General features: G+C 54.2%; 20 protein-coding genes. 18 read left to right on the forward strand and 2 right to left on the reverse strand.

Going from position 1 to position 24,501, the window contains the following annotated elements; all coding sequences use genetic code 11:
- The first annotated feature begins 1 nt into the window (after nucleotide 1).
- From K239x_RS22135 to cydB, 14 genes are all read left to right on the forward strand, one after another.
- The gene (locus K239x_RS22135; RefSeq protein WP_145420544.1) at nucleotides 2–1,438 is read left to right on the forward strand and encodes an MBL fold metallo-hydrolase; all 1,437 of its coding nucleotides are present in this window, start codon (nucleotides 2–4) and stop codon (nucleotides 1,436–1,438) included.
- Between the two features lie 281 nt (nucleotides 1,439–1,719).
- Entirely contained in the window at nucleotides 1,720–2,826 is a 1,107-nt protein-coding gene (locus K239x_RS22140; protein ID WP_145420545.1) for a DsrE family protein, read from the forward strand.
- Between the two features lie 18 nt (nucleotides 2,827–2,844).
- Nucleotides 2,845–3,480 carry a methyltransferase domain-containing protein gene (locus K239x_RS22145; RefSeq protein WP_419189268.1) on the forward strand — a complete coding sequence of 212 codons (636 nt, stop codon included), beginning with the start codon at nucleotides 2,845–2,847 and terminating at the stop codon, nucleotides 3,478–3,480.
- The gene (locus K239x_RS22150) at nucleotides 3,480–5,156 is read left to right on the forward strand and encodes a cytochrome c peroxidase (protein ID WP_145420546.1); all 1,677 of its coding nucleotides are present in this window, start codon (nucleotides 3,480–3,482) and stop codon (nucleotides 5,154–5,156) included. Before K239x_RS22145 ends, K239x_RS22150 begins: the two co-directional genes overlap by 1 nt.
- A gap of 47 nt (nucleotides 5,157–5,203) precedes the next feature.
- Nucleotides 5,204–5,731 (forward strand): rhodanese-like domain-containing protein, encoded by a 528-nt coding sequence (locus K239x_RS22155; RefSeq protein WP_419189269.1) that lies wholly within the window; start codon nucleotides 5,204–5,206, stop codon nucleotides 5,729–5,731.
- 178 nt (nucleotides 5,732–5,909) lie between these two features.
- Entirely contained in the window at nucleotides 5,910–7,025 is a 1,116-nt protein-coding gene (locus K239x_RS22160; protein WP_145420547.1) for an efflux RND transporter periplasmic adaptor subunit, read from the forward strand.
- Complete coding sequence (locus K239x_RS22165) at nucleotides 7,022–10,357, forward strand: efflux RND transporter permease subunit (protein ID WP_145420548.1); 3,336 nt, start codon at nucleotides 7,022–7,024, stop codon at nucleotides 10,355–10,357. The genes K239x_RS22160 and K239x_RS22165 overlap by 4 nt, the downstream gene beginning before the upstream one ends.
- Nucleotides 10,350–11,537, forward strand: a complete 1,188-nt coding sequence (locus K239x_RS22170) for an efflux RND transporter periplasmic adaptor subunit (RefSeq protein WP_145420549.1) — start codon at nucleotides 10,350–10,352, stop codon at nucleotides 11,535–11,537. The genes K239x_RS22165 and K239x_RS22170 overlap by 8 nt, the downstream gene beginning before the upstream one ends.
- A complete protein-coding gene (locus tag K239x_RS22175; RefSeq protein ID WP_145420550.1) occupies nucleotides 11,534–12,745 on the forward strand; it encodes an ABC transporter permease in 1,212 nt (403 codons plus the stop codon). Before K239x_RS22170 ends, K239x_RS22175 begins: the two co-directional genes overlap by 4 nt.
- Nucleotides 12,742–13,461, forward strand: a complete 720-nt coding sequence (locus K239x_RS22180) for an ABC transporter ATP-binding protein (RefSeq protein WP_145420551.1) — start codon at nucleotides 12,742–12,744, stop codon at nucleotides 13,459–13,461. Before K239x_RS22175 ends, K239x_RS22180 begins: the two co-directional genes overlap by 4 nt.
- A gap of 29 nt (nucleotides 13,462–13,490) precedes the next feature.
- A complete protein-coding gene (locus tag K239x_RS22185) occupies nucleotides 13,491–13,973 on the forward strand; it encodes a YeeE/YedE family protein (RefSeq protein ID WP_145420552.1) in 483 nt (160 codons plus the stop codon).
- A 61-nt stretch (nucleotides 13,974–14,034) separates the two neighbouring features.
- Nucleotides 14,035–14,514 carry a DUF6691 family protein gene (locus K239x_RS22190; protein WP_145420553.1) on the forward strand — a complete coding sequence of 160 codons (480 nt, stop codon included), beginning with the start codon at nucleotides 14,035–14,037 and terminating at the stop codon, nucleotides 14,512–14,514.
- 274 nt (nucleotides 14,515–14,788) lie between these two features.
- Nucleotides 14,789–16,213 carry a cytochrome ubiquinol oxidase subunit I gene (locus K239x_RS22195; RefSeq protein ID WP_419190106.1) on the forward strand — a complete coding sequence of 475 codons (1,425 nt, stop codon included), beginning with the start codon at nucleotides 14,789–14,791 and terminating at the stop codon, nucleotides 16,211–16,213.
- Nucleotides 16,213–17,241 carry a cytochrome d ubiquinol oxidase subunit II gene (gene cydB, locus K239x_RS22200; protein ID WP_145420555.1) on the forward strand — a complete coding sequence of 343 codons (1,029 nt, stop codon included), beginning with the start codon at nucleotides 16,213–16,215 and terminating at the stop codon, nucleotides 17,239–17,241. Before K239x_RS22195 ends, cydB begins: the two co-directional genes overlap by 1 nt.
- Nucleotides 17,242–17,381: 140 nt before the next feature.
- On the opposite strand, the gene K239x_RS22205 is transcribed toward cydB, so the two are convergent.
- Nucleotides 17,382–18,329, reverse strand: coding sequence for an L-lactate dehydrogenase (locus K239x_RS22205; RefSeq protein ID WP_145420556.1), 948 nt, complete (start codon nucleotides 18,327–18,329; stop codon nucleotides 17,382–17,384).
- Between the two features lie 166 nt (nucleotides 18,330–18,495).
- On the opposite strand from K239x_RS22205, the gene K239x_RS22210 reads away from it, so the two are divergent.
- On the forward strand, nucleotides 18,496–19,431 hold the full coding sequence (locus K239x_RS22210) for a histone deacetylase family protein (protein ID WP_145420557.1): 936 nt from the start codon (nucleotides 18,496–18,498) through the stop codon (nucleotides 19,429–19,431).
- Between the two features lie 33 nt (nucleotides 19,432–19,464).
- Here the strand turns inward: K239x_RS22210 and K239x_RS22215 are convergent, their stop codons facing one another.
- Nucleotides 19,465–22,173 (reverse strand): bifunctional acetate--CoA ligase family protein/GNAT family N-acetyltransferase, encoded by a 2,709-nt coding sequence (locus K239x_RS22215; protein WP_145420558.1) that lies wholly within the window; start codon nucleotides 22,171–22,173, stop codon nucleotides 19,465–19,467.
- 185 nt (nucleotides 22,174–22,358) lie between these two features.
- Here K239x_RS22215 and K239x_RS22220 point away from each other — a divergent pair, with 185 nt between their 5' ends.
- The 3 genes from K239x_RS22220 to K239x_RS22230 all read left to right on the forward strand — a co-directional run bounded on the left by K239x_RS22220 (nucleotide 22,359) and on the right by K239x_RS22230 (nucleotide 24,501).
- Entirely contained in the window at nucleotides 22,359–22,847 is a 489-nt protein-coding gene (locus K239x_RS22220; RefSeq protein WP_145420559.1) for a bacterioferritin, read from the forward strand.
- A gap of 174 nt (nucleotides 22,848–23,021) precedes the next feature.
- Nucleotides 23,022–24,065 carry a CNNM domain-containing protein gene (locus K239x_RS22225; RefSeq protein WP_145420560.1) on the forward strand — a complete coding sequence of 348 codons (1,044 nt, stop codon included), beginning with the start codon at nucleotides 23,022–23,024 and terminating at the stop codon, nucleotides 24,063–24,065.
- Nucleotides 24,066–24,231: 166 nt separating this feature from the next.
- Nucleotides 24,232–24,501 (forward strand): hypothetical protein, encoded by a 270-nt coding sequence (locus tag K239x_RS22230; protein WP_145420561.1) that lies wholly within the window; start codon nucleotides 24,232–24,234, stop codon nucleotides 24,499–24,501.

A 24,501-nucleotide genomic window follows, 5' to 3' on the forward strand; every position in this document is an offset into this window, starting at 1 on the left:
CATGTTACTTAAATATTTTTACGACGAAAAACTTGCCCATGCTTCGTACATGGTTGGATGCCAGCGAGCCAAAGTTGCCATCGTGGTTGATCCAGGTCGCGACATTGATCAGTACATCGCGATGGCCGACAAAGAAGAACTGGAATTAATCGCAGTAGCAGAAACCCACATTCACGCGGATTACGTTTCCGGTGCACGTGAGTTGGCCGATCGCGTGGGTGCCAAACTGTATGTGTCCGATGAAGGACCAGCCGAGTGGAAATACTTGTACCTGGACGACTACGACCACGAACTGATGCATGATGGCGATCAGTTTACGATTGGGAAAATCGTTCTTGATGTCATGCACACGCCAGGGCATACCCCCGAGAGTATTTCTTTTGTGCTGACCGACCAGGGTGGTGGCGCTGACAAACCGATGGGCATCTTCACGGGCGATTTCGTTTTCGTAGGATCGATTGGACGCCCTGATCTGCTGGAACAAGCTGCCGGAATCGCGAATACCGCCGAACCAGGGGCCCGTGATTTATTCCATTCCGCTGAACGTTTTAAAACGCTCCCTGACTACCTGCAAGTCTGGCCGGCTCACGGTGCCGGCAGTGCGTGCGGCAAAGGACTCGGTGCGATTCCGTCGTCGACGGTTGGCTACGAGAAGCAGTTCAACCCGGCTTTGCAGTTCACCGACGAAGACGATTTCGTTGGCTACATTCTGGCCGACCAACCAGAAGCACCGAAGTACTTTGCGGTCATGAAGCGAGTCAACAAGGAAGGCCCCGTTGTTTTGGGAGCTGACCACCATCATCAGATGCTGGAATTGCCAAAGCTGCAGCAGGCGATTGACTCAGGCACCGTCGTCGATTTGTCGGCATCCCAGGACTATGCGAAAGGCCATGTCCCCAACACGATCAACATCCCATCGGAAAACTTAGCGGCATGGGCAGGATGGCTGGTCGACTATGACCGTCCCTGTTTTCTGATCTGTGAGCCCAGCGAGCTTGAAGAAGCCGCGCGTGTTTTGCACAAGATCGGTGTCGAAGACATTGCTGGTGGATTCTCCCCTTCGGAGATCGCGTCGGCTGGCTTAAACACTCAGACATATGCTTCAGGTACACCGGCGGAGCTGTCAAAATCAATTCAATCAGGTGATGTCGTTCTGATTGATGTGCGTTCGGACGCAGAGTGGAATGAGAAACACATCGAGCAGGCCGAGCATCACTTCCTGGGACGACTCCCCGAGACGCTCAACCGTATTCCAAGTGACAAACAGGTCGTGGTGCAGTGTCGGACGGGCGGACGATCGGCAGTCGCAGCCAGCGTTTTGCAGGCGGCTGGAATCACCGATGTCGTCAATTTAACCGGTGGCTATTTGGCTTGGGCCACCGCCAAGCTACCAATCACAAAAACTGGCAAGCAGGAAGCCGCCGTCACTTCGTCGTAGTTTGATCAAGTGAATTGACAAAAACAATCGGCGGACAAGTTCGTACTGGCACGACATGCGAAGCAATGTGTGTGTCGCAAACATGAAAGGTGATTCGATGAAAGAAGTCCTCTTGATGCTCGGTCTGATCGGAGCATGGTTCACTTTGAATCTGTGGGTACTGCCCAAGTTCGGATTCAAAACGTGAATGAGTGATTCCTGTGCGGTGGATCCGCACGTTGAACGCGAGACGCAGACAAAACGACTTGAAACTGAATCAAAAACTCAATCGGAGCCATCAGATGAAGACGATCACTAAAGGATGCCTGTTTACGCTGTTGGCATTAAGCATGACCACACTTGCGATCGCTCAAGGCGGTCCGGAAAAGGGACGCGGTCAAGGACGGGGACAAGGTTTTGGCCCAGGATTTGGACAGGGACAAGGAAGAGGCCCAGGGGCTGGCCAGGGATTTGGTCGTGGCGCCGGTGCGGGTCACGGGCAGGATGATCGGCATAACGACGACCACGAAGTCTTTCAGTACTTGCTGACCAACCATGACAAAATCAAGCGAACCGTGAAGGAACTTCCCGACGGGGTCGAAACGCTGACCGAGTCAGATGTGCCGGAAATCGCAGACAAGATCAAAGAGCATACCGAATGGATGGAATATCGCATTAAGAAAACGCATCCCATTCGCATGCGTGATCCATTGTTCGCCGAAATCTTTAAGCACACCGACAAGATCAAAATGCATCACGAAGACACCGAGAAGGGTGTTCGAGTGGTCGAGACTTCCGACGATCCCTACGTCGCGAAGCTAATCAAGGCGCATGCTAAAGTGGTTTCAGGATTTGTTGAACGCGGGTTTGCCGAGGCGATGAAGAATCATCCCGTTCCCGGCAAAGAGGTGATCGCCCAAACCGCGCCGATGCCCGCTAGAAGCACTGCAGCGATCAAGAACTACGGCAAAGTCACCCGACTGCCCGACGCCGCTCAGCAACCAAAATCAGGATCAAAGATCTGCGTCGATCTTACCGCCGGTGGAGACCCTGCAAAGCTGAATCCGGGAATCGAGAAAATCGCCCGCTATGTCAACCTCTATCAGGGTGCTGGCAATGAGCCGGCTGACGTCAACATTGCGGTAGTGCTTCACGGCCAAGCGACGCTGACGGTTTTGAATGCAGATGCCTATGCAAAGAAGTATGGAACCGAAGACAACCCGAATTTTGACTGCCTACACCAACTACACGAAGCAGGTGTTGAGATTTACGTCTGCGGTCAATCGCTCATTAGCATGGGTAGCAAGCCGGAAGACGTGATGGTGTTTGCGGATACCGCTGTGTCGGCGCTTACTTCCATCGTCAACTTGCAATCCGACGGCTACGCCTACGTGCCGCTGGGGAAATGATCAACCGTGCGTAAAGTCATGAAAGAAAATCACGCCGCAACCAGCGATACGAATTTGGATCATTCCGACGGTTCGATGAGTGGAGCCTGGCAAGAGCGATATGACGCAGGCAAAACCGGATGGGACCGCGGCGAACCAAGCCCCGCGCTGTTGCACTGGCTGAACCAAGACACGCTCTCGTCTTGTCGAATCCTGGTACCTGGATGTGGACGCGGTCACGAAGTCGTCGAGCTCGCATCGAGAGGCTTTGAGGTCACGGCGATCGACATTGCCATGACGCCAGTACGCGAATTGACTCATCGACTAACGAAGTCTGATCTGGTCGCCGAGGTTTTGCGAAAGGATGTGCTGGGGTTTAGCTCGAGCGAACCATTCGATGCCATCTACGAACAAACGTCGCTCTGCGCGCTCGAACCAGGAAACTGGGCGGCATACGAAACACGTCTGCATCGCTGCCTTAAACCTGGCGGACGTATTTTTGCACTGCTGATGCAATCCAACCGACACGATGCTCCGCCGTTTCATTGTGAACTGCGGCAAATCAAACAACTCTTTAGCGACACTCGCTGGAGCTGGTCCGACGACGCGTTCAACGTCGACCATCCATCCGGAATGACCGAGATCGCGACAATCCTTACGAAACGAGAAAGCTGATGAAGGCTGCAAACCCGGGGCGATTTTCGCGTTTGACAATCGTCGCCACCACGGTATTCGCCGTGACAGGGGCATTCGTTGGCTGCCAAGGCCGCGATGCTGCCAAGACATCCGATCGCGACCACTCCGCCGCTGCTAGTTCGGCGGCAGAAGCTCCTGAACCCAACCGAGCGTCTGACAAACGCAAAGCGGTCGCCGAGAAAGCAAAGGACGCACTCTTTACTCAGCTTTCGGGGCGGTTGATGGAAGTCATGCAAACCGAGGGGCCGGCGGGTGCGATCAACGTGTGCAGTAACGAAGCGGTTTTGATTGCCGAATCTGTCGGCAAAGAACATGGCGTGGAAATCGGTCGCACGGCGTTCAAGCTCCGTAATCCCAAGAACGCCCCACGTGACTGGATCAAACCTTTCGTCGAACAACGCACCGATACTCCCCAACATGTCCAACTCGAAAACGGCAACCTTGGAGCCCTCTATCCTATTCGCATTTCAGTCAAATGCTTGATGTGCCATGGTGGTGAAAATGATGTACTAGACGCCGTCAAACCAGAACTAGCCAAACGCTATCCAGACGATCAAGCGACCGGATTCAAACTGGATGACTTGCGAGGCTGGTTTTGGGTCGAAGTTCCGAGCACAGGGACTCAGCTAATCTCCGTCAATTCGACCAGCGCTGGAGGCGCACTCCCCACTCAATCGGCTCTCCCGGGTGATACCGACGCGTTGGTGCAACTGGGAAAGAAACTGTATTTCGATCCACGTCTTTCACTGACCGGCACCGTGTCCTGCAACACTTGTCATAACTTGATGGAAGGCGGCGACGATGGACGACCTACGTCGATGGGAGTCAGCGGCCTGCTGGGCCCTCGAAATGCTCCCACGGTTTGGAATTCCGTATTCCAACACTCCCAGTTCTGGGACGGTCGCGCTGCCACACTAGAAGAACAGAGCATTGGTCCGATCGTAGCAGCACCAGAAATGGGAATGCCGTCGCATGATGTCGCCATCCAACGCTTGTCGGCGATCGACGGCTACGTTCAGGAATTCGCGAAGGTCTTTAAAAGTAGCGACGCAGTCACGATCGACAATGTTGGTAAAGCGATTGCCGCGTTTGAGCGTACGTTGATCACACCCAACAGCGCTTTCGACAAATACGTCAGCGGAGACGCCTCCGCGCTGACAAGCCAGCAGTTGCGTGGGATGGAGCGATTTGACAGCGTCGGTTGCACCGAGTGCCACTCAGGCCCAAATTTCAACAGCTGGACAGGCGATGAGTCGGACATGATCTACGAAGAGTTCCCTCGCTACAGTGACAGTCCGTTGGTGAAACAGCATAAGCTTGACCTGGACCTGGGCCGGTTCAACGCGACCAATGACGATGCGGACAAGCATTTTTTCAAGATCGCATTGCTGCGAAACATTACGCTTACGGGACCTTACTTTCACAACGGCGCTGTCGACACGCTAGGCGACGCCGTCCGAATCATGGCGAAAACACAACTCGACGAGGAGTTGTCCGACGGTGAAGTCGACGACATCGTTTCGTTTCTGTCGGCGCTGGAAGGCGAGTTTCCAGAGATCGTTTTGCCGCGATTGCCGTCTCGGTCAGGCAGGTCGATTCTGGAAAATCAAACGGCCGCATCCGATGTCGGCAATAACGACACCGAAACGTTGTAGATCAGTGACACATCACCCTGTTTAGCCATGGATTGGAAGAAAACCAGATGAATAAAAGATCAGTGATCGGAATTTTTGCGTTTGCATTGTTCGCCACCATGGCGGCACCATCCCACGCTCAGTTTGGATTGTTCAGCCGAACAAAAGTAGAAACAATCAGCACCAGTGATTTACACACGCTGCTGACAAAACAGCAAAAGGCAGAAGCCGAAGCAAAGAAAGCAGGCGTAAAGGTCCCGCAAGCAGACTTTGTTGTCGTCGATGTTCGATCCGCAGCGGAGATCAAGGTGTCGGTCATCCCGGGCGCGATCACAAAGTCACAGTTCGAAAAAGAACGCCAACGATACAAGGGACGCACAGTCATTCCTTACTGCACGGTCGGCGGTCGCAGCGGTGCCTATGCAAAACAGCTTTCCAAAAACGGCGTGAAAGTAAAGAACTACGAAGGCAGCATTTTGGATTGGGTGGCCGCTGAATTGCAGCTGGTCACGCTCAGCGGCCAGCCCACAAATCGCGTTCACACTTACAGCGATCGCTATCAGGTACCTGCTAAATATCAGCGAGTAACTGAGTAGTGACCACAAAAAACATCGCTCATGCACGCCGGTGCTGGCATCTGAAAACTTGGATCGACAAACAACTTATCGGCGATTTCCAGGTGAAAAGTCCAGCAACGGCAGACGCGCCGCAGCAGCCACATCGCATCGCAGATCAGCCACATCGCATCGCGGCGACCCAACCGGAGTGCCAACAATGAAGACGACTCAATTACGTAGATTCCTTGGCGGCTTTGCCCGAGTCCTTGGCGTGCTTGTTGGACTGGGGGTTCTAATCGTCTCCATCGCATGGCTCTCGGGAATGTTTGTGGACAAAGTCCAACCGGGATGGAACGAGCGAGGCGCTTTGCGATATACCGACCAACCCACGGACGTTGTGCATGAGATCGAAAAGTCTTACATCGAAGAAGCAATCGGCACGTTGAAAGCGTCCAGCCGAACCGTGGTTTCGGCAAAGTTGTTGGCGACGATCGATGAAATCTTGGTGACCGCTGGCGATCAAGTCGAACAAGGACAAGTCTTGATCAAACTGGACGACAAAGAATACGTCGCTCGGTTGGATCAAGCCAAACGCAGTTTGGAGGCGGCTTCGGCCCATCGCGAAGAAGCGGAAAAACAATTTGAGCGCACCGAACAATTAGTGCGGCAGAAGGCGGCTTCTCGGTCGGAGTTCGACAAAGCGTCACGCGACGTTCAGGTCACCGTTGCCAACGAATCCCGCGCTAGACAGGCCGTGTCCGAATCGGAGGTGATGCTTTCGTATACGACCATCAAGGCAGCCAAGAAAGGTCGCATCGTCGACCGGTCCGCAGAGCCGGGAGACATCGCCAGTCCAGGCGTGCCAATCTTGGTGCTTTACGATGCAACGTCGCTTCGACTGGAAGCGCCTGTAATGGAAGATCTGGCGGTCAAACTAAAAGTCGGTGACGAACTGAGTGTTTTCGTTGACTCGCTCAAACGCGAATTCAAAGCCACCATCGACGAAATCGTTCCACAGGCCGACGCGCCCAGCCGTTCGTTTCTGGTGAAAGCAAGTCTGCCAAAATCCGACGAGTTGTACGAAGGCATGTTTGGTCGACTTCGAATTCTAGCCGGCCAGCGGCGTCATCTTTGTTTGGCCACGGACGCGGTCGTCCAAATCGGACAACTTGAATTTGTGGATGTCGTATTACCCGACGGAAACATTGAGCGCCGGCTGATCAAGAGCGGCCGACTGGGAATGCCCGGGCGACAAGAAGTCTTGAGCGGAGTCGAAGCGGGCGAGACAGTGATATTGCAACACGGAGTCAAGGACGAAAAGGTTCAGCCATGAACGAGCAAGAAAACACGCCGTTTATGACTCGGATCGTCGAAGTCTTCTTGCGAGGCGACGTCGCAATCCTGCTGATCATCGTCTCACTGATGCTTGGTGCAGCGGCCTTGGTCCTGACTCCGCGCGAAGAAGAACCACAGATCGTTGTGCCGATGGCCGACGTCTTTGCGTTTGCTCCTGGGCTGTCTGCCGAAGAAGTCGAACGGCAAGTGACGGACCGGTTGGAGAAGGTGCTGTTCCAAATTGACGGAGTTGAGTTTGTTTATTCGATGTCCCAGCCGGGGCAATGCGTCGTCACGGTCAGGTTTTATGTAGGGGAAGACCGCGAAGATTCGTTGGTCAAGATCTACAACAAGATCAATTCGTCGACCGACAAAATCCCCCCCGTGGTCAAGTCCTGGGTCGTCAAGCCGATCGAAGTGGATGACGTACCGATCGTGATCGCAACGCTCTGGTCCGACCAAACCGAGCGGTATGGTGACCACGAACTGCGTCGCATTGCCGAAGAAGTGCAGCATGAATTGCAGGCGATTCCCAATACGAACCAAGTCGAAGTCGTTGGTGGTCGCCCAAGACGTATCTATGTCAACTTGGATGCGCAGCGATTGGCGGCCCATAAGACGTCGCCGTCACAAGTCGCCCGTGCGCTGCAAGTCAGCAACGTGACGGCTCGCAACGGAAGCTTTGAACAACAAAACACTCAGTTCAATGTCGAAACCGGAACGTTTATACGCGGAGTAGCTGACTTAGAAGAGATCGTCGTCAATGTCGCCGGTGGCCGCCCCGTCTATTTGAAGAACATCGCAACAGTCGTGGACGGACCAGCTGAAGCGGACAGCTACAGTTGGATTGGGTTTGGCCAAGCGGACCAGGAACACGGCGACAAAACGAATGTTTTCCCTGCCGTCAATATCTCGGTAGCAAAACGGAAAGGATCCAATGCCGTCAAGGTTGCCAAAGCGGTCGAGGCGCGATTAACAGAACTCGAAAAGACCCATCTTCCGGCCGGCACACACTTTCGCGTCACTCGTGACTACGGGGAAACGGCCAACGAAAAAGTCAACGAGCTCATCGAAGGCCTGGTGATCGCCGTGCTGACCGTGATTGGGTTGATCGGATTGACAATGGGCTGGCGTCCCGCCCTCGTGATCGCGCTGGCGATTCCGGTCTGCTACAGCCTGACTCTGTTCATCAACTTGATGGTGGGCTATTCAATCAATCGCGTTACGATGTTCGCCTTGATTCTGGCGCTCGGTTTGTTGGTCGACGACCCGATCACGGATGTGGAAAACATTGCACGCTACTTTACGATGAAAATATTCTCGCCCCGCACATCGGTGCTGCGCGCGGTTCAAGAAGTTCGGCCCGCGTTGATCCTTTCCACGTTGGCGATCATCGTCAGTTTTTTGCCGCTGGCATTCATCACTGGCATGATGGGGCCCTACATGGCGCCGATGGCGCTAAACGTCCCACTGACGGTCACGATTTCGACGCTGGTTGCGTTTGTGATCACGCCCTGGCTGGCCATGGTTTCGTTGAAACAAATCAGCGACAGTGGTGACGAAGACCAAGCCTATGATCTGACGACGAAGCCACTTTATCGACTCTCACGCTTTGTGCTTGCTCCCATCTTGCGCGGTCGGGCGCGTGCCTGGGGAGTCCTCATTGGCATCGCATTGTTGCTTGTCGTCGCAATGATTCCGCCAGTTTTTCGTTGGGTACCGGTCAAGATGCTCCCGTACGACAACAAGAACGAATTTCAAATCATCGTCGACATGCCCGAAGGCACCACGCTGGAACGCACCGATGTGGTGTCTCGCCGTATTGGTCGTTTTCTGGGCGGGTTAGCCGAGGTCCGCGACTATGAAGTCGTCGTGGGTAAAGCCTCGCCGATGGATTTCAACGGATTGGTGCGTCACTACTTTCTCAGACAAGGACCGCACGTTGCCGACATCCGCGTCAACTTGCTTGCCAAAGAGCAACGCCAACAACAGTCGCACGAGATTCTGCTGCGAATACGTGACGAAGTGACGGAACTGGCCCGGTCGCTGGGGGCAAACATAAAATTGGTCGAAGTCCCGCCCGGTCCGCCGGTCATGGCATCCATCACAGCAGAGGTCTACGGGCCGCCGGATGGTAGCTACGCAAAGCAGATTGAATTGGCTCGCTCGGTCAAGGCAAGACTCGAACACGAACCAGGCGTCGTCGACTTGGATGTAAGTGCCGAAGACGATCAAGTTCGCTTTGTGTTTGAAACCGACAAACCGAAAGCCGCTCTGTCGGGCATTTCAACGCAGACTATCGCCGACACGGTCGCCGCTGTACTAAGCGGGCACAAAGCAACTGTCCTGCACCGACCTCATGAAGTGGAACCGCTATGGATTGAACTGCGTTTGCCGCGAGCAAGCCGATCGGCACTTGATGACTTAGAGGAGATCTACGTTCAAGGCGAAGCGGGGCAGGTCGTCCAGCTAGGAGCGTTGGGAAAATTTCACGAAGAGTTGGAAGACAAATCGATCTACCACAAAAACCTGCAACGCGTCGTCTACGTTTATGCCGAAGTCGCGGGCCGACCACCTGCCGATGCGATTGTTGATGTGGAGTGGGATCGAACCAGTCCCCCAGCCTTGGACGACACTAATCAGTTTGACGCAGATTCCATCGCCACCCCTCGCCCTGTCCACGATCGATCTTGGCTATCACCGGGCGGCGGAGTTGCCTGGTCGGTCCCCGCTGGCTACCACGTCGAATGGGCGGGCGAAGGAGAATGGGACATCACGCTGGATGTTTTTCGCGACCTTGGACTCGCTTTCGGCGCGGCCTTGCTGGGCATTTTTGTCGTGCTGATGTTTCAAACGGGATCGCGTCTGCTCCCCGTGCTGATCATGTCTGCGATTCCGTTGACGATGATCGGAATCATGCCCGGTTTTTGGGGACTCAACGCAATCATGAATCAACCTGTCGGTGGACATCCCAATCCAGTCTTCATCACGGCCACGGCAATGATCGGCATGATTGCTTTGGCTGGAATCGTGGTTCGCAATTCGGTTGTCTTGATTGACTTCATTCATTTGGCTCAGGCCGAAGGACACTCGCTTGTTGAATCCATCATTCGCAGCGTTGCCGTCCGAACGCGGCCGATCTTGCTAACAGCTGGCACCACTTTGCTTGCCAATTGGGTGATCACACTCGACCCCGTCTTCTCCGGCTTGGCGTGGGCGATCATCTTTGGCATTTTGACGTCAACACTTTTTACTCTAGTGGTCATCCCCGCAGCCTACTGGCTTCTGTATCGCAGCGAACAAGTAGCGGAGGTGGCGACTGATGAGTAGTCAGCAAGCACCCAGCCGATTTTGGAGCACCATCAAACGACTGTCCTGGCGGGCATTTCAATTGCTCGTCGTGCTGTCGATGATCGGTGGCGCGGTCTACTGGATGAAGTTCTCTCCCATCCCGGTCACAGAGCACCGTGTCGAGCGAGGATTGATCGTTGCCGAAGTAATGGGCACCGGGACTCTGGAAGCCCGCGTCGAAGCTACGATCAGCCCCAAAATATCGGGACGCATCAAACGCGTGCTCTCCGATCAGGGCGAACGCGTATCCGCCGGTGATCTACTGGTTGAACTAGATGACCAAGAACTTCAACAGCAAGTCGCGATTGCCGAAGCCAACGCCGACGCAACGCGAGCCGGGATCGAACGTCTTGTCGCGGATAAAGAACGCGCGGTCGCGACGTATACCCACGCCAAGCGAAGCCATTCTCGCAAACAGTCTTTGGCACGCAATAATGCAGCCAGTGAAGACGAACTGGAGCAGTCAACCGAAGCCCTGGCGATCGCCGTGACGGGACTTTCGCGATCCGAGGCCGCCATCACGGAAGGCCAAAAAGAATTAGTGGCCGCCGAAAAAACGCTTGAATATCACCGGACGCGACTGGATGACTGTCTCGTTCGTGCACCGTTTGACGGCTTGATCGTCAGTCGCAATCGAGAACTCGGCGACGTGGTTGTACCAGGCACGGCGATCATGCGACTAATTTCGACAAAACAAATGTGGATCAGCGCCTGGGTCGACGAAACCGAAATGGCAAAACTGCTCCAAGACCAGCCGGCTCGTATTGTGTTTCGCTCTCAGTCATCGCAGGATTTCCCTGGCAAGGTCATTCGACTTGGCCGCGAAGCTGATCGAGAAACGCGAGAGTTTATAGTCGACGTCGATGCGTTGGAGCTGCCGACGAACTGGGCCGTCGGACAAAGAGCCGAGGCATTCATCGAAGTCGCCAGAAAAGACGACGTGGTTCTACTCCCTGCCAACTTGGTTGCCATTCAAGATGGTCTGCCTGGCGTGTTTGTCGCAATCGACAACCACGCGACTTGGCGGACAGTCAAACTTGGGCTTCGCAATCGCGATCGAGTCGAAATTGTCGATGGTGTCACCGCAGGTGATATCGTCGTCAATCCAATCGACCCAAAATCGGCTCTCAGCGAAGGACGCAAGGTGGTTGCACCGTGAACCTTGCCACCAAAGATATTCGTCATAACCTTGGACGGTTTGCGTTGACGACCGTCGGCGTCGGCATGTTGCTGATGATTGTCATGGGGATGGGAGGCATCTATCGCGGGATCATCGCCGATGCAACGCTCTTGATCGATTCAGTGGGAGCCGATTTGTGGGTGGTTCAACGTGATACGCGAGGGCCGTTCGCGGAATTATCGCGTGTGCCGCAGAACTTGGTCCACCGTGTCTACGCGGTTCCTGGCGTCACCGCCTCTCGCGAATTTGTCTATCACACGGTGCAACGCCAACGCGATGAAAAAGCACTGCGAATGGCGGTACTAGGGCTAAGCTGGCCAACCGACAAGGGCGAGTGGATCCAACTGACCGCGGGTCGGTCGCTTAAGCAAAACCACTTTGAAATGATCGCGGACAAATCGCTCGGCCTAGCCGTTGGTGAACAAATCAAGCTGGGCAAGGAAACCTACACCGTCGTCGGCACGACCAGCAACATGATTAGCTCCGGCGCGGACGGAATCGGTTTTGTGACGGTAGCCGACGCGCAAGCGATTCAGTTCGACGTTCCCGGAGAAGCCGTGCGATTAGAACGTGCATCAAGATACGCTCGCGGAGAAAGCAGCGAAGTCGGCATCAAGCAGCCGGCGCTGTTGGAGAACGCGTCAAAGCCTTCCTTCGAATTGCCGACCACTCCGCGAGCGCAAATCAGTGCGGTGATGGTGACCGTGTCACCGGGCGCGGACGTCAATGAGGTCGCGAGGGCAATCGCGGGCTGGGGCGACGTATCGGTCTACACGTCTTCGGAAGAACGAGAGTTTTTGCTGAAGGGCAATGTCGAAAAAGTTCGTAGGCAAATCGGTCTCTTTCGCGTGCTACTGACAGTGATCGCGGCCATCATCATGGCATTGATTTTATACACGTTAACGCTGGACAAAATTCACTCGATCGCACTTTTAAAATTGATCGGCGCCCCCAACACCGTGATCCTGGGTTTGATCGTACAGCAAGCTCTGGTGCTCGGAGTGGTTGGGTTCGGCATCGCGTTTCTGATTGGGCAAAAGATTTTCCCTATGTTCCCAAGACGCGTGATACTCACCAATCCGGACCTGATTCAACTCGGCGTGATTGTGCTGGGCATCTCGGTCGCATCCAGCCTACTTGGGATCTGGAAAGCGATGCATGTCTCTCCCAACGAGGCCCTATCGTGAATCAGGCAGCGGACGCGGAACTCGCCATCGAAACAAAGTCGCTGACCAAAATCTATGGGAGCGGCAACACCGAAGTGGTAGCCATGCGAGATGCGTGCATGAAGGTAGCCCGCGGCGAAGTCGTCGCATTATTGGGACCAAGCGGCAGTGGAAAATCGACCTTTTTGACGGCGGTTGGATTAATCAACCCGCCCACGTCAGGGCAAGTTTTCATTCGAGGTCAATTGATTCTCGATGCCGACCAAGCGCAAGTGAATCTTCGTTCTTTTCGACGCCAACACATTGGATTCGTCTTTCAAAAGTCGAACTTGATCCCGTTCCTCAGTGCGATCGAAAACGTGCAAATCGCGATCGAACTCAACGGACAATCATCGCGGGTTGCACGACAAAGTGCCCAGAAACTGCTCGATGATCTTGGCGTTGGCGATCGTGCCGACAATCGTCCTTCCATGCTTTCGGGCGGACAACAACAACGAGTTGCCGTCGCTCGCGCGTTGGCCAACAATCCCAGCATCATCCTGGCGGACGAACCCACCGCAGCCCTGGATAGCCATCGAGGTCGACAGGTGATGGAGCTTTTCGCACAAGTTGCCCATGAACATGGCGCGGGCGTGATCGTGGTCACCCATGACCACCGTGCGCTGGACGTCTTCGACACGACTTACGAAATGGAAGACGGCCGAATGTTTCAACCCACTCACTCGCAACCAAACTGATTACAAACAATCCACTTTGGAGAATAAAAATGGAATGGCTTTTGCAACCTTGGCCTTGGTGGCTTTCGGGAATCTTGATTGGTCTGACAGTACCACTGCTGTACTTGCTTGCGGGAAAAGCGTTTGGGATTTCGACAAGCCTGCAGGAGGCCGGCGCCCTCTGCGTCCCCCACAGCAAGATGGAATATCTCAGCAAGTTTGATCGCATCGGCGGCCTGTGGACTCTCGTGTTTGCTTTCGGCATCGGCATCGGATCTTTGATCGCAACACGATTTCTGTCCGCGGATCCCAAACCGTTCCTGCCAGAATCATTTTGGTCCGTTAGCGGGGCGATCAAGCTGATCGTTGGTGGCTTTCTGATTGGGTTCGGAACGCGATACGCAGGCGGGTGTACGTCAGGGCATTCGATCACAGGCATCTCGAATCTGAATTGGCCAAGCCTCTTGGCAACGATCTGTTTCTTCGCCGGCGGATTGGCCGTCACTTGGGGACTCGGAAGCCTCCTCTTCTAACGATTTCGACGACTGCAGTCGGATCTTACAAACATTGAACCTGACAAACTAATCGAACAACATGAACACAGACACTCAGCCGAGTTCACCAGAAAGCACAGAGGCCAAGACAAGGTCGGGCTCATCCCCAACGACTTACGTGATGGTTCTGTTGATGGGCATCTACTTAGGAATCTTGTTCGCCAAAAGTGAAGTCGCTCACTGGCAGCGAGTTCACGACATGTTCCTTTTTCGTGAAGCTCACATGTACTTGATCATCGGCACAGCGATTGTCGTCGCGATGATTTCGATGTTGATCATCAAACGCTTTGCGATCAAATCAATCGATGGCAAACCGATTACTTACAAACCCAAACCGTATCACAAAGGAGTGATCATCGGCGGCATGTTGTTTGGCGCAGGATGGGCGATCACCGGTGCCTGCCCAGGTCCGATCTATGCACAAATCGGAGCCGGCGAATGGCTGGCGGTCTTGACACTTATCGGCGCCATGCTGGGAATGTTTGCCTACGCAGCATTGAAACCGAAACTGCCGCACTAACGACTAAATGTGCCAACATGCCAGCGTCACCGCGGCCAACAGCACCGCTTCGCCGAAGGCTTCACGTCAAAAAAGCAGCCCATTGGAGTGCAAAGTGTGTCGGAATGCCACGCCTCCTTCAACGGCTTACGCGACCGCCTAAGATGACAGAACGTGAAGCGGTGCAAACACAATGCGAAAGCAATGGGTTCGCATAGTCGCAACAACAAACCAACGACAGGAGTGATCGGTGGACGTTGAAATTCTCAGTCGGTTGCAGTTTGCCGGCACGATCATGTTTCACTATTTGTTCCCGCCCCTGTCGATTGGGCTAGGGCTACAACTCTTTCTGTGCGAACTGGTTTACTTTCGAACTCGCAAACCAGAGTGGGAAGCGGCAGCACGATTCTGGACTCGTGTGTTTGCCGTCAACTTTGCCATGGGCGTGGCGACCGGCATTGTGATGGAGTTCGAGTTTGGGACGAACTGGGCCGCCTATTCGCGGTTCGTCGGCGATGTCTTCGGATCGGCGTTGGCGGCCGAAGGAATTTTTGCATTCTTTCTGGAGAGTGGTTTTCTGGCTGTATTGGTGTTCGGATGGGATCGCGTCGGCCCAAGGATGCACCTTTTCAGCACCCTGATGGTTTCGCTGGGATCGATTTTCAGCGCAGTGTGGATTGTCGTTGCAAACAGCTGGCAACAGACTCCGGCGGGGTACCACATCGTTTGGCATGACGTGCAAGGCGAAATGATGCCGCGTGCGGAAGTAACTGATTTTTGGGCGATGGTTTTCAATCCATCTTCAGTCGACCGCCTTAGCCATACGGTGATCGGTGCGTTTGTGTTGGGGGCGTTCTTTGTTGCGTCGGTTTGTTCGTACTACTTGCTGCGAAATCGTCACCAAGCTGTTTCCAGGTGCTGCCTGTCGATCGCTTTGCCGACGGCGTTGCTGTTTACCATTTTGGCTGCGGCCACCGGACATGACTCAGCAAAGAAGCTGGTCGAAACACAACCAGCAAAACTAGCCGCAATGGAGGCACACTTCGAGACGACCGATGAACCGACCGGACTGTACCTTTTTGGTTGGCCAGATGCAGAATCCCAAACCGTCCACTACGGCGTTCAGATGCCGTATCTACTGAGTTTGATGGTTTACAACGATCCGACGAAACCTGTCCCTGGCATGGACCAAATCCCCGAGGACCAGCATCCGCCGGTGTGGTTGCCGTTCCAAACCTTTCACTTGATGGTGGGGCTTGGCACGATAATGATCGGGGTTGCCGCTTTGTCTTGCTGGTTCTGGTATCGCGACCAGCTTGAACAGAAGCGATGGCTGCTGTGGGCAATCGTGCTGATGCCGATCGCTGCGATGACGGCCAATCAAGCCGGTTGGATCACCGCTGAAGTCGGCCGGCAACCGTGGATTGTCTATCCTTCGGTACAGGACGGCGTCGAAATGATGGGTTTAAAAACCGCTGACGGACTGAGCGAATCCGTGACCGCGCAGCAAGTACTTAGTTCTATCATTCTCTTTAGCATCATCTACTCAATGCTGTTTGCCGTTTGGGTCTTTGTTCTGAACAACAAAATTCAGCACGGCCCCGAGAGCGCTGAAGAACTAGTGGAGTACAAACGTAAATTGAAATCAGATTCGATGCCGGACAAGTTTGCACGCAGTGGAAAATCACTGGGCGGCGACATGATGGAGGAGCAAGCGTGATGAGCTACGATTTACTGACAATGATCTGGTTCGTTCTTTTGGGCGTGTTGCTGGTGGGCTATTCAATCTTGGATGGCTTTGATTTAGGCGTGGGAATCCTGCATCCGTTCATCGCAAAGGATGATCGCGAACGTCGCCTCGTGATGAATTCCATCGGTCCACTTTGGGACGGCAATGAAGTCTGGCTGGTAACCTTCGGCGGTGCGTTGTTTGCCGCATTCCCGGTGGCGTACGCGACCGTATTTAGCAGTTTCTACACGGCGTTTTTCTTACTACTGACGTGTTTGATCGGCCGCGCTGTCAGTCTCGAGTTCCGCTCCAAAGTTCACTCGCCAAGTTGGCGCAAAGTCTGGGACGTCGGATTTTTTCTGTCGTCGTTCACTGCCGCGTTCCTTTTAGGTGTCGCCGCTGGCAATGTGATGGCGGGCATGGAACTGGGGCCGAAGTATCTTTACGAAGGAAATCTGCTAAGCCAAATCTACTGGTACCCGCTACTTGTCGGCTGTCTGACCGTTTCGCTATTTGCATTGCACGGCGCAATCTATCTGTACTTGAAAACCGAGCATGAGCTCCAAGCAAGAGTGCGTCGCGCGATCAATCCATTGTTCTATGCGTTCGCAATTCTGTATGTCACCGTCTCGCTGGCAACGTTCTTGCATGTTCCACACGCGACCGAGAATATTGCCAACTACCCCGTCTTATGGATCGTGCCGATCCTCAATGCCCTTGCTGTGCTGAACATTCCACGTGCGATGCACCTTGGCAAACCGGCCTATGCATTCTTTACGTCGTCGATGGTCATCATGGCGTTCGCTTCACTTTTCAGTGTGGCGATCTACCCAAGTTTCATGCTGTCCACGATCGATCCCGCCTACAGTGTGACGCTGGAAAATGCACGAAGCAGTGCGGGTACGCTACAAACGATGTTGATCATCGCTGTGATCGGCATGCCGTGTGTGCTCAGCTACACCGTGATCATCTACTGGATTTTCCGAGGCAAGGTCACGTTGGAAAAGAACAGTTACTAACAAAGTTTCGTTCGGCTAAACGTTGATTGTGACATAGAACCGCTGCATAGCCGACAAGTGCCCTCTTCCCTCAGCGGAAGAGCTAACGGCAGATGGAGAAAGACGTTCTTCGACGCTTTCGTGACTTTTGTCGAAACGATTTAGATCGTCAGTGAAATCGAATCGATAGCGTCGCGGATGATTGTGGCACTGGCTCTCAACCGTGCTTGCTCGCCGTCGTCAAGCATCAGTGGGATGGACGCCATCACTCCTTTGCCACCTAACAAATGCGGCATTGAAATCGTCACATCCGACACTCCGGCGACGTTTTCGATTCGGGAGCAAATCGTCAGAATTGAACGCTGGTCATGTATGATCACGTCAACAATTCTCGCCAGCGCACTCCCAATCCCGTAATGAGTCGCCCCCTTGCCTTCGATGATGCGATAAGCGGCTTTGCGAACCTGTTCATCAATCGTGTCAATTGCGTCGTCCCCCAACGGTGTACCACTCACTTCACTGAATTCTTGCAGCGAAAGCCCAGCGATTGTCGCCAGAGACCATGTCAGCACTTCTGAATCGCCATGTTCTCCGATCACGTGCGAATGGACGTGGCGCGAATCGATTCCAAAATGCCGTCCAACCAGCGTGCGAAATCGGGCGGTATCCAACGTCGTTCCAGATCCGATCACGCGACTGGTTGGCACCCCACATTCCGCAGCGATTTCGCCTGCGATATGCGTCATAATGTCGACGGGATTGGTGGCAACCAGCAGCACTGCGCCCGGAGCATTTTGGACAATTTGGGGAACGCAATCACGAAAGACATCTGCGTTTCTTTGCAGTAGCTGCAAACGAGTCTCTCCCGGCTTTTGCCCCACACCGGCAGCAATGATAACAACACAGCTGTCTTCTAAATCCGAATACTCCCCCGCCCGGATGGTCAGCGGGTTTGCAAACGGAACAGCGTGTGCAATGTCGGCTGCTTCGGCCACCGCACGTGCTTTGTCGTGATCGACCAGCACGATTTCGCGACCGATGCCCTGCATGACCATCGCATAGGCCGCCGTCGACCCCACAAATCCGCTTCCGACAACACTGACTTTCATGATTCTTTATCCTGTTCCGGACCTGATTGATTGACAGCTAGCGGCAAACTACAAAGCAATTGGCGTACCGTTAACCCAATAGCGAACGTGCAATGGCACAAAGCTTGCAAGGGATGAGTTGACGACGGTGATGTGCCATTGGATCTCACACAAGTTGAATTTTGACATGACTCTTTTGTACTACGATCCCGTTCTAATGGAGCACAACACGGGTGACCATCCCGAGTGCGCCGCTCGCTTGATGCCTGTCGTTCGCCATCTCAACTTTGTCGCCCTGGATAGTCTGTGCAAACGGCCGGCCTGGCAGCCAGCGTCGATGCAACGTGTGCAACTTGTGCATGAAAAAGCATACATCCAATCCGTGGAGGCCTTCGCCAAACAAGGCGGAGGCAATATCGACGAAGATACCGTCGTCAGCACACGCTCCTACGAAGTGTCGCTACTGGCTGCTGGAGCCGTTTGTGATGCTGTGGAGCGAGTCCTGGGTGGCGAAGACAAGACGGCGTTTTGCCTTGTTCGACCACCGGGGCACCACGCGATGCCCGATCGAGCAATGGGTTTCTGCTTGTTTAACAATGTCGCAATCGGAGCGATGGTTGCAACGCAAGAGCTCGGAATCCAGCGAGTGTTGATCATCGACTTTGACGTTCACCACGGAAATGGAACCCAGGCAATGTTCTGGAAAAACGGCCAAATCGCTTACTATTCCATGCACCGTGCGCCGTTCTATCCGTACACGGGAGCAGCCGATGAAACCGGGGCGGAAGCTGGGTTGGGCACCACTATGAACGTGCCGGTGACTTTCGGGACACCCCGCGCACAACAACTAGAACAGTTCAGCAGTTCGCTGTCAGAGTTTGCCGATCGAATCGCTCCGCAGCTGATTCTTGTCAGTGCCGGTTTCGACAGCCATCGTGCCGACCCGGTCGGAAATTTGGGGCTGGAGACTGAAGACTTCGCAACGATCACTCGTACCATTCTGAAGATTGCCGAGCAGCACACCGGTGGCAAGTTGGTCAGTGTCCTTGAAGGCGGCTACAACCCCAATGCATTGGCCGAATGTGTCGAACTTCACATCGAAGAACTGCTCGGCCGCGAGTAGGAGCAGGCCAGTTGAAGTCCGTGCGAATCGACGTCAGTGTGCGGTACTGACTTCGGCCGAAAGTACTTTGTGTGCGATCACGACATCGTCGCCCAACCGATGGTCGAGTTCAAATTTCCTATGTGTGAACATGTCCAGCATTCGTTTGTTTTCCGGAGCGACTTCTGCGACTACTTTTTGGATGTTCCATTTGTCGCAAATGCCCAGGCAATAGTCCGTCAGCATCGACCCCAAGCCGATCCCATGCCACGGGTCGCCGACAAGAACGGCATACTCCGCTTCATCATGGTCCACGTCGGCAACAAGTCGACCGACGCCGGCGATCACACATTGGTCCATTTCCTCGATCTCGGCAACGATGGCGATTTCGCGGTCATAATCGTTGAAACAGAATCGTGAAGCCATTTCGTGCGTTGTCCCTCTGAACAAGTAGCGAAATCGCAAACGGATGGTCTCTTCCGAACATGTCGCCAGCATGTCGCGCCACATCGGTTCGTCTTCCGGTTTGATGGGGCGAAGCAGGACAGGCGTGCCGTCCTTCAGTTTCGCTCGTTTGATCAATTCATCCGGGTAGGGACGAATGGCAAGATGCGAATACGGTCGGACCGGATGGAGCACGGCATCGCGGTCGATCACAATACGCGCATCCAAAGCGATCGCGTCCTCGGGCGTTGCCAACAATGGGTTGACGTCCATCTCGGAAATCTCGGGATAGTCTGCGACCAAGTAGGACAATCGCATCAAGACTTCGATCAAACGTGGAAGATTGACGCCCGGCTTCCCGCGATACCCCTGCAAAAGCGGCCAAGACTTGAGCGACTCCAACATACGACGCGCCAAAGATTCGCTTAGCGGTGGGAGCTCAAGTGCTCGATCTTGGAAAAGTTCGGCCGACGTTCCGCCCGCCCCCACCAAGAGCACCGCTCCAAACACGGGGTCACGCTTGACTCCCACGATCAGCTCTCGGCCACAAGGATCGCTGATCATGTGCTGAACCGTAACTCCCTCTACACGGGCGTCGGGACGCAGCTTCGTCGCGCGATCAAGGATCCGCTGGTAACTCTGAAGCACTTCGTCTTCGGTTGCCAAATCAAGCTCGACGCCACCTACATCGGTTTTGTGGGTGATGTCTGGAGAGAAAGCTTTCAGCGCAACGGGGAAACCAACGCGATTGGCAAACTCAACGGCGTCCTCTTTTGAGCGTGCGACGTAAGGTTTGGCGATCGGAATTTCGTAGGCTTCCAAGAACGCCTTGGAAGTGCTCTCCGAAAGAATGTCATGGCCTTCGGTCAAGATGGTGTCAAACACACTGCGAAGTTTCCTGCGACTGAGTTGAAACTCCATCGGAACTTCGCGAGGGGTTTCATACAGTAGGTCGCGGTTGCGAGCGTACGCCACCAGATACATAAACGCACGCACCGCTTTTTCAGGGGTCGCATAAGTAGGGATCCCAGCTTGGTTGAACAAATCAATTCCCGGACGCACGCGCGATCCGCCCATCCATACGGTGAGAATCGGTTTGCGTGCCCCCTTCGCTGCATCAATGACTGCCTTTGCCGCTCCCGTCGGGTCCGTCATCGCTTGTGGCGAAAGAACAACGATCACTCCGTCGACGCCTTGATCACGCAAGACGGTTTGCACGGTCGTCGCAAAGCGTTTGGGTGGAGCGTCGCCAAGGATGTCGACCGGATTCCCACGAGACCAAGCTGCCGGAAGCAATTTATCAAGTTTGGCGATGGTTACGTCGGACAACTCCGCCAATGAACCGTCTCGCTGCAGGAGAGCGTCGGTTGCCATCACGCCGGGACCGCCCGCATTGGTAACGATGGCCAGTCGAGGACCGCTGGGGGTTTTCTGACGGGCCAGCAGTTCAGCACAATCGTACAAGTCCTCGACTTCAAAGACACGCACGATTCCCGCTCTGGCCAGGGCAGCTTCATAGACACTATCAACGCCGGCCATCGCCCCGGTGTGTGACGCGGCTGCCTTGGCGGATTCGGCAAACCTTCCTGCTTTGTACGCAATGATCGGTTTGTGCCGCGTAAACGCTCGCGCCGCCGACATGAACTGACGCGCCCCCGTGATCGATTCCACGTACAAGATAATGGAGTCGGTTGCCGGGTCGGATGCAAAGTAGTCGATCAGATCGGCGATCCCCACATCCATCATGTTGCCGACCGACACAAAGTGCGAAAACCCGATATTTTCTCGAATGGCCCAGTCCAACATCGAAGTGCAAAGCGCACCGGACTGAGAGAGAAAGGCCACGTTTCCTCGAGGGGCCGCATCGCTGGCGAAGCTGGCATTCAGTCGATGGTGTGGCGACATGATGCCAAGGCAATTGGGACCGATGATGCGCATACCACCGTATTGTCGCGCCGCCAGTGCGACTTCCGATTCAAGCCGCTTGCCTTCTTCGCCCGCTTCTCGAAAACCAGCTGAAAGGATGACCAGCCCGCGAATACCCGCGTCGCCGCATTGACGCACCAGTCCAGCCACTGTTGCAGCAGGCGTGCAAATCACGGCTAGATCCACCTGCCCTGGAATATCAGCAACCGCTCCAACACAGGGCTTACCATCGACGGATTTGTACTTGGGATTGACTGGATAGACCTGCCCTTGAAAACCGCCTTCGACGAGGTTCTTCAGTACCGTTTGTCCAACGCTTGATTTGCGAAGACTGGCACCGATCACGGCTATGCTGCGAGGAGCAAAAATCCTGTCCAGATTTCGAGTAGGCATGACTGTCGCTGGCGAAAGAAGTGAGCAAACGCGTGCCGACGGGGTGCGACGGCGATGTTGCCAAATACGAAGCACACGCCATGCCAAACCCAAACGAATGGCACAAGCATTGCTCTGCATCTACGATTCAATGGTCAAGCGAAGACTTTGGCCCAAAACTCTTTCGATTAACTTGGGAACATAAGATGAGCCAACAAGAAACACTGAAAAATCTCCAAACAGCCCTTTCAATGGAGCTCACCGCGATGCATCAGTATCAGCTGCACGCGAGTGTTCTGGACGACTGGGGAATGGATCGACTTGCCGCAAAAATGCGAGAAGAAATGCAGGAGGAACTCGGCCACTCCGACGAATACTTGGCCCGGCTGACTTTCCGCAAAGGGACCCCTGAACTGAAACTGCAAAAGACGCCGGTTCTGGCTAAGTCGCTAAAGGAAATGTTCGAATTGGACCTCGCTGATGAACAAGAGGCCATCGAGTTTTACACAACGTCCGCCAAGCAAGCGAGCGACGAAAGAGACATCGGATCGCGAATGCTGTTCGAGCGAATCGCAATCGACGAAGAAGGTCACATGAGCTGGCTTGAGTTGCAACTTGATCTACTCAAACGCATGGGCGAACCAGCCTATATCGCCAAGCACATCACGGTGTCAGGCGAGCACGAAACCGCCTAAGTCGACGGTTCTGCAGCTGTGTCAACTAGATCGGTAAATCGCAGCGTGCGATCAGGCACGCATACTTGCTGTTTTCGCACTCTGCCATGGAGTCGACTCGGCAAGCATTGACGGCGGAGTGCAACGCAATCTGGATGCTCTGCATCGTTTCTGACAAGCACACGAGAGCCGCGAATGGCTCTCGTCCTAAGCGTGGAGGCCTTCGCTCCCGGCGACCTCGCGTTCGGTCTCACCGCGGGACTTGATTTTATGCTATTTCTTGTTCTATCGATCGCATGCTTTCTGGGGTTGTCTGGGATGATGGCTGCCGTAGACGCGGCAATATTGAGCGTCACTCATCCCGAAGTCGATGTATTGGTCCAGAGAGGAAAGTGGGGCGCGCATCGCCTGAGCCAAGTCAAACTTGATTTGTCGCAGTCCGTGGTAGTGATCGTGATTATCAGTAACACGATCAATGTTCTGGGCCCCGTTTTGGTCAGCTTGCAGGCCTTTGAACTGCGCGGCAGCGAAGGAGTCGCAATTATCACCGCCGTGCTGACGCTGGGAACTATTGTGTTTTCGGAGATTGTCCCAAAGTCGATTGGTGCGCACTACGCACCATTTATCTCGCGAATTTCTGCGCCGGCAATACTCGCGTGTCGATATGTGCTGTACCCGTTCGTCATTGTTTTCGCAGGGCTATCCAAACTTTTCACTAAAGGTGACCGGCAAATTGGCACCGAAGCACAGGTTCGATCGCTGGTCCGCATCGGTCGGTTAGCGGGCCATATCGAAAACGACGAAAGCGAAATGATTCACCGCGTCTTTGTTCTCAATGACAAGACCGCCGGCGGCATCATGACACCACTGGACCGAATGAAGGTTCTGGGCAGGAACTTCACACTTCAGCAAGCGTCTTCCCAAGTGCTTGATGGCCAGCATTCTCGGTACCCGGTGTTTGGCCAAACGACCGACGAGATTGCTGGAGTGGTGCTAGCTCGCGAAATCCTGCGGGATGCCCGATCGCAACCACGAAAATCACTCGAGTCCATCATCCGCCCTGCACTAATCGTGGAAGCAGAAACCAAATCAGATAGCTTGATTGAGCTGTTCCGGGAGCATCATGCCCAGATGGCGATCGTGCAAGACTCAGGAAAGACCGTAGGGCTCGTCACCTTTGCTGACGTCTTGAGCCAACTGATCCCTGGTACGCACGCACTCAACCGTCCTGTGCAATAACGCGCGCAACTGCGTCCAGACTGTGCGAATGGGCATAATGCCTTTGCGACCGAAACCAGAACGTAGGCGAATCAAACTCTCCAACCTTCTTTGGCACGAATCGTGCATTTCAAAAGCGAACGTAGCACCGAATCGACAAGCCATTTTCACCGAAAAAGGGGATGACATGAATACGACCGACAAACAAGCCAGTGTCAACAAGTTGATCCACGACCTGAAGAAGGAACGTGATGAGATCAAGCTACAGCTCCACCTTGGCTCGATGGAACTGAAGGAGGAATGGCAAACCCTTAACGATAAACTCAACGCTCTCAGTCACGAATATGATCCGCTCAAGGACGCAGTGGAAGAAACGGCCGAGGACGTCTGGGACTCGATGAAGCTAGTCGGCAGCGAACTCTGGGGCGGTTTCAAACGCATCCGGCAAGCACTTTAG

Origin of the sequence: Stieleria marina (assembly GCA_007741555.1) — a bacterium.
Classification (GTDB): Bacteria; Planctomycetota; Planctomycetia; order Pirellulales; family Pirellulaceae; genus K23-9.